We start from the raw sequence: 5,771 nt of genomic DNA on the forward strand, positions 1-5,771 counted from the left end.
GAGCGGAGCGTACTTTGGGTACGTGAGCACCGGAAGCGCAGGAAACCGTCGTTTGCAGGCCGGCATCACCTTAAGATCAGCACACCTTAGGCGGCGCCGATACGCAGCAGGTCGTGCAGGTGGATGAGGCCGACTGGTTTCCGGCCCTCCACCACCATCAGGCTGGTGATGGCTGAGTTGTTGATCGTCTGCAGCGCCGTTGCCACCAGCGTGTCCGGCGTCGCGGTCTTCGGGCCTTTTGTCATCACCTGATCCACCGTCATCGCCAGCAGGTTGCTGCCGATGTGCCGGCGGATGTCGCCATCGGTGATGATGCCGACCAGCGCACCGTCTGCGTCGGTGATCGCGACGCAGCCAAATCCCTTGCGCGACAGTTCCAGGATCGCGTCATGCATGCCGGTGCCCGCAACCACCAGCGGCAGCCTGTCGCCGACATGCATGATCTCGCGGATCTGCGTCAGGTTGGCGCCGAGCTGGCCGCCCGGGTGAAAGGTGCGGAAATGATCCGGCGTGAAGCCGCGTGCTTCGAGCAGCGCGATCGCCAGCGCGTCGCCCATCACCAGTTGCAGCAGCGTTGATGTCGTTGGCGCCAGGCCGTGCGGGCAGGCTTCAGGCGCGCGCGGCAAAAGCAGCACCACGTCGGCAGCCCGCGCCAGCGCCGATGTCTCTCCGGCGGTGATGGCGATCAGCGGAATGGAAAAGCGCCTGGAATAGGCGACGATGCCCATCAGTTCCTTGCTTTCGCCCGACCACGACATGGCGATGATGGCGTCGTCTCTGGCGATCATCCCGAGATCGCCGTGGTTGGCTTCTGCGGGATGGACAAAGAAAGCCGGCGTGCCGGTCGAGGCCAGCGTCGCCGCGATCTTCGAACCGATATGGCCGCTTTTGCCGACACCGGTGACGATGAGCCGGCCTTCAATCCCGGAGATCATCTCGACCGCCTGCGCGAAAGGCGCGGCCAATCCGTTCTCCAAGGCCTCGGCAAGGGCTGCAACCCCAGCCTGTTCTGTCGCCACCGTCCTCAGCGCCGAAGCGATCGAGGCTTGCCTGTCCGAAGGCTTCTTATCCAGGGATCCCGCATGCATGGCTGATGCGATTAGCGCTTTGCCGGCGCGCTGTCCAACAGAAATGGCCCAAGGCATGTTGCCCGAACGTGCGCGGTGGTTTTGACGACGGCAGGCGCCAAAACCAAAAGCTTGACGCACGCGGTATGGATCCCTTTGGAAATCAGCGCTTCAGCTGGTTGACGGGCCGCCGCCTCAACCCTCCGTTAACCATCCCCATTTACGGTTCGGTAAGTATGGCGCGCGTGCGCCGCGCAAGCAGTGGTGGCGATGTCCGGGGCCCAGCCAGAAAATTCGACAGGACGAAAGGGCAAGGCGGTCTGCGCCTTGCTGCTGGCAACCAGCATGTTTGCCTTGCTGCGCCCGACTGCGCTCCATGCCCAGGAAACCGAACTGCGCGGCGAGGTTTCGGAATCGGCGATCCTGTCCGACCAGCAGCGCAAGGCGAGACAGCTGGCCCTGGCAGCGCAGGGTCAACAGCCGGCCAATGCCGCGCAGGACAATGCGCCGGCCCGCACCTATCTGCCGGCCAGCGCCGGTGCTGTGCCTGACGATACGGATACCGGCGATGCCATCGCGACCGGCAGCCTCTTCGACCAGCCGGCAGCCACTGACGACACGTCCGCCGACATCGCGGCGCCGCCCAAGCCTCGCCGCCGCTCATCGACTGCCGGGCAGAATGCTGCTGGCCAGGCCAAGGACAAGGCTGCCGACAAGTCGAAAAAGAAGAAGAAATCGACGGCCGGCACCTCCGACATCACCGCCTCCACGACGGACGCCACCGATGGTGAAGACACCGATGCGGACACGGCCAACCGCCGCGCCCTCACCATCGACAGTGCCGACAGGCAGAAGCTCGACCCAGGCGCGGAGCGCACTGACGCCATCGAAGGCCAGAAAAAGAAGCTGGAGGATGATCCGTTTGCCGCCACCGGCGTCAAATGGGGCTCCTTCGTCATCCGGCCGACGATCGAACAGGGCCTGACCGCCACCTCGAACGGCGATTCGAGCAGTGCCGGCACGTCGGCGCTGCTGTCCGAGACAGCGCTGCGCTTTTCCGCCGCCTCCGACTGGCGCGAGAACTCAGCCACGATCGACGGCTATGGCCTTTTTCGCGAGACCGTGTCGGGTTACCCGGTTCACGACGCGCAAGGGCGCATCGAAGGCCAGCTCAATGTCGACCTCGACAATGAGTTGCGAGCCATCGCCAAGCTCGGCTACGAGGCCGTGCCGGAATCGGCATCATCACCGGACGCCATTGCCGGCGTCAGCAAGCAGCCGCTGCGGCAGACCATCGATGGCAGCCTCGCCGTCGAAAAGCATCTCGGCAAGATGCAGTACACGCTAACCGGCGCGGTCTCGCACGATTTTTACGGCGACGCCAAGCTCTCGGACGGCACCTCGCTGTCGCAGAAGGATCAGGACTCCACACTCTACACGGCGACGTTGCGCACCGGCTACGAGATCTCCCCTGCCCTGACCCCGTTCACTGAAATCGAGGTCGGCCGCCGGACCTATGATCAACGCATCGACAATGAAGGGTTCGAGCGCTCGTCGACGCGGCTCGGCGCCCGCGCTGGCCTTGCACTCGACATGGGCGAGAAGCTGTCGGGCGAATTCTCGGCCGGCTGGCTCAGGGAAGCGATCGACGACAAAAACCTTGATGCGATCTCGGGTGCCACCGTCAACGCCGACCTCAAATGGTCACCGGAGCGCGGCACCACGATCGGCCTGACCGGGCGGACCACCGTCGAGCCCACGACCACATCGGGCGAAAGCGGCGACATCCTCTATTCCGGTCGCCTGACCGGCGAACGCCAGATCCGCGCCAACCTCACCGCCAATGCGGCTCTGGGCCTCGACTGGCGTGATTACATCGGCATCGATGGCCATGACAGGGTGTTGAGCGCCGAGGCCGGACTGACCTGGTGGCTGAACCGCTACGCCGGCCTCACCACAAGGGTGAGGACCGAGAAGCTGACCAGCAATCTGCCGGGCCGGGACTACACCGCCAACAGCATCTTCCTCGGCGTGAAAGTGCAGCGCTGAGGACTTGCGTGCCAAACGTGCGTTGAGATCAGACCGGCCCTTCCGCGGACCGGCTGAACATCGACATCGACTTAAGATGCGGCGCCGCGGCGCTCGGATGGCTTCATCTCATCGAGAAGCGTGCGGATCACACCGGCCATGTTCTCGTTCATGTCGCTGCGCCACAGCGCGAAGGCGACATTGGCCTCGACGAAGCCTTCCGGCGATCCGCAGTCGAACGTGCGGCCTCGATAGTGGTAGCCGTAGAAAGGCTGCTGCTTTTCCAGCTTCAGCATGGCGTCGGTGAGCTGGATCTCGTTGCCGGCGCCTTTTTCCTGGCCTTCAAGGATCTTGAAGATCTCCGGCTGCAGGATGTAGCGGCCGTTGATGTAAAGATTGGACGGCGCGGTGCCGGCCTTCGGCTTTTCCACCATCTCGGTGATGCGGAAACCGTGATGCGTGTCCTCGCCGCGGCCGACGATGCCGTATTTGTGGGTTTCGGCGGGAGCGCATTCCTGCACCGCGATGATGTTGTTGCCGGTCTCCTCGTAGAGCTCGACCATTGCCTTCGTGCAGCTCTTCTCCGACTGCATGATCATGTCGGGCAGCAACAGCGCGAAGGGCTCGTCGCCGACGAGCTCACGGGCGCACCAGACGGCATGGCCAAGTCCCATCGGCACCTGCTGGCGTGTGAAACTGGTCTGCCCCGGCGCCGGCTGCAGCCGTTGCAGGCGGGCGAGCTGGTCGTCCTTGCCGCGCTGGGCCAGCGTGTCATAGAGTTCGAACTGGATGTCGAAATGGTCCTCGATGACGGCCTTGTTGCGGCCGGTGACGAAGATGAAATGCTCGATGCCGGCCTCGCGTGCCTCATCCACCACATACTGGATCACCGGCCGGTCGACGACGGTCAGCATTTCCTTGGGGACAGCCTTGGTGGCCGGGAGAAACCGTGTGCCGAGACCGGCGACCGGGAAGACTGCCTTGCGAACTCTCTTCATGCTTTCAATTATCCGTTTGAGGGCCAGCTCCGCAATCCCCGTTCCAAGACATTTTCACGCCGGAATTCGGGACTACTGGGCAACTGAGAGGAATGTCCACCGGTAAAGCTTCGAAGCGTCTTTTCGTTCCCGGTGGCGCCTATGGTAAACTAATTCCTAACCTGGTTCGGCGATGAATGGTCTTTCCTGAGACAGAGAAGGAGGAAAAGATGTCCGTTCGCAATGCCGCAAAAATTTTTACCAGCGTCATGGCGGCAGCCAGCCTATCGCTCGCTCTGCTGATGCCTGGCCCCGCTTTCGCCGATGCCGGTTTCCGGCAGTGGGTCGCCGGCTTCCGCGCCACCGCCGTGCAGAGCGGCGTTTCCGGCGCCCTCTACGACCAGGCCTTCAGGAACATCAGGGATATCGATCCGGTGGTGCTGGAGAAGGCGCGTACGCAGCCTGAATTCACGGCCCCCGCCTGGGACTATTTCGACAATCGCGTCCATGACCAGTCGGTCGCCGTCGGCCAGCAGATGGCCAGGAAATGGAAGCCGTGGCTGGACCGGATCGAGGCCAGGTTCGGTGTCAACCGTTACATCCTGCTGGCCATCTGGTCGATGGAATCGAACTATGGCGAGATCCTCAAGCGCGACGACGTCATGCGCAATGTCGTGCGCTCGCTGGCGACCTTGGCCTATGCCGATCCGAAGCGGGCGAAATTCGCTCGCACCCAGCTGATCGCCGCGCTGAAGATCCTGCAGACCGGCGATATCGACGAAAGCCATCTGAGCGGATCCTGGGCCGGCGCCATGGGCCATACCCAGTTCATCCCGACCAGCTATCTGCACTATGCCGTCGACATGGACGGCAATGGCAAACGCGACATCTGGAATTCGATCCCCGATGCGCTGGCGACATCAGCCAATTTGTTGAAGAAGAATGGCTGGCAGGCCGGCAAGACCTGGGGCTATGAGGTTGCTTTGCCCGCTGGAAAGCTTCCCGGCGGCTCGAAAACACTGTCGCAATGGCAGGCGCTCGGCGTGGTCAGGGCCAACGGCAAGCCGTTCAAGAACGGCTCCGACAAGGCGACGCTGAAGGTGCCGGACGGCCGCAACGGGCCGGCCTTCCTGATGATCAAGAATTTCACGGTCATCAAAGCCTACAATAACGCCGACAAATATGCGCTGGCCGTCGGCCTTCTTGCCGACGAAATCGCCGGCTCCAGCGGTCTCGTGCAAGACTGGAAGCGGCCTTTCACCAAGCTCACTTTCGAGGAAAGGCAGGAGCTGCAGCAGCGGCTTTCCCAACATGGCCTTTATGACGGCAAGTTCGACGGCAAGATCGGCGACGGCTCGAAATCAGCCATCTTGGCCTTCCAGGCCAAGGCCGGCTTGACCCAGGACGGTTACCCGAGCATGGAAGTGCTGAAGTGGCTCCGGCAGAAATAGAGCCGCCTGCGGTGCCGCGCGGCCTTTCGGGCGCGCAAAGGACACTGTAGCAATCTGGTTGGCGCGGCATTTGCTGCGCCAAGGGATGGAGGAAACGAGTGGCTTCGGCTGCGCGCATCGCAGGGCTTGTTCGTCGCATGCCGGTGCTCATCCTGGCCGTGATCGTGCTCACCGTCGGTGTGGCTGGCGCCTTCCATGCGCCGGCCATGGCGCAGGAGCAGCAAAACCGCGGCTGGTCGCTGCGAGAC

Annotated in this window: 4 protein-coding genes; 2 read left to right on the forward strand and 2 right to left on the reverse strand. The window is 63.0% G+C overall.

What is annotated here, in order from left to right; all coding sequences use genetic code 11:
- Positions 1-86: 86 nt before the first annotated feature.
- Positions 87-1,088: an SIS domain-containing protein gene (locus EN964_RS22065; protein WP_127272680.1), complete on the reverse strand. Its 1,002-nt coding sequence runs from the start codon at positions 1,086-1,088 to the stop codon at positions 87-89.
- A 249-nt stretch (positions 1,089-1,337) separates the two neighbouring features.
- Between EN964_RS22065 and EN964_RS22070 the strand changes: the two genes are divergently transcribed.
- Positions 1,338-3,116: an outer membrane beta-barrel protein gene (locus EN964_RS22070; protein WP_164749053.1), complete on the forward strand. Its 1,779-nt coding sequence runs from the start codon at positions 1,338-1,340 to the stop codon at positions 3,114-3,116.
- 71 nt (positions 3,117-3,187) lie between these two features.
- Here the strand turns inward: EN964_RS22070 and galU are convergent, their stop codons facing one another.
- The gene (galU, locus tag EN964_RS22075; RefSeq protein WP_127270261.1) at positions 3,188-4,093 is read right to left on the reverse strand and encodes a UTP--glucose-1-phosphate uridylyltransferase GalU; all 906 of its coding nucleotides are present in this window, start codon (positions 4,091-4,093) and stop codon (positions 3,188-3,190) included.
- A gap of 209 nt (positions 4,094-4,302) precedes the next feature.
- On the opposite strand from galU, the gene EN964_RS22080 reads away from it, so the two are divergent.
- Positions 4,303-5,523 carry a lytic murein transglycosylase gene (locus tag EN964_RS22080; protein WP_127270259.1) on the forward strand — a complete coding sequence of 407 codons (1,221 nt, stop codon included), beginning with the start codon at positions 4,303-4,305 and terminating at the stop codon, positions 5,521-5,523.
- Positions 5,524-5,771 lie beyond the last annotated feature (248 nt).

Origin of the sequence: Mesorhizobium sp. M7A.F.Ca.CA.001.10.2.1 (genome assembly GCF_003998575.1) — a bacterium.
Classification (GTDB): Bacteria; Pseudomonadota; Alphaproteobacteria; order Rhizobiales; family Rhizobiaceae; genus Mesorhizobium.